Below are 556 nucleotides of genomic sequence, written 5' to 3'. Positions count from 1 at the left end.
GCCACCGCGTCGGCGATGGCGACCTTGTCCTTGTCCAGCACGACGCAGCCGTTCTCCGTCCTAGGCGACCACCTTGGACGGAACACCTCCAGCGAAAGCCGGGGCAGGTGAATGGCGACGAGTACGGCCATGAGGGCTGAGCAGAATCGGTGAGGGTTGCAGGGCGACGCTGAGCGTCTCGTTTCGTATCGGTCCTCGTCGCTTGATGACGTCGACGACGATGCCGCCATCGGCCGAACGCACACTTAGCCGCAACGTGGCCGGCGACGCATCCGCTGCGCTGGCGAGCGGCCGGACAAGGAGAAAAAGCGTCTCCGTCGCCTGCGCCGCGAGATGCAGCCGCCGCAGGGCCTCGGCGCGAATGTGCTGCTGCCAGAAGACCAACGCGCCGCAACTTCGTGCCCGCAGCACCTGTTCGGCGCACCAGAGCGCGTCGGCGGTCTTCGGCGCACGCAACTGGATCAGCTTGTCTAGCGGCAATCCCAGATAGGAGAACGCGAGCGAATTGGGCACGTGGGGTGCTTGCAGTAGCGCAACCGGCCGGCGGCTGAGTTCG

General features: G+C 66.2%; 1 protein-coding gene. It reads right to left on the bottom strand.

The window, feature by feature from the left end; translation table 11 throughout:
- Window positions 1-60 precede the first annotated feature (60 nt).
- A partial coding sequence (locus AWB81_RS44100; RefSeq protein ID WP_062644839.1) for an ImuA family protein occupies window positions 61-556 on the bottom strand: 496 nt, incomplete at its 5' end.

The sequence above is a fragment of the Caballeronia arationis genome, assembly GCF_001544975.2.
In the GTDB taxonomy this organism is placed as follows: domain Bacteria; phylum Pseudomonadota; class Gammaproteobacteria; order Burkholderiales; family Burkholderiaceae; genus Caballeronia; species Caballeronia arationis.
The sequence above is the reverse complement of the archived record's forward strand: the minus strand, read 5'-3'. Positions and strand labels throughout refer to the sequence as shown.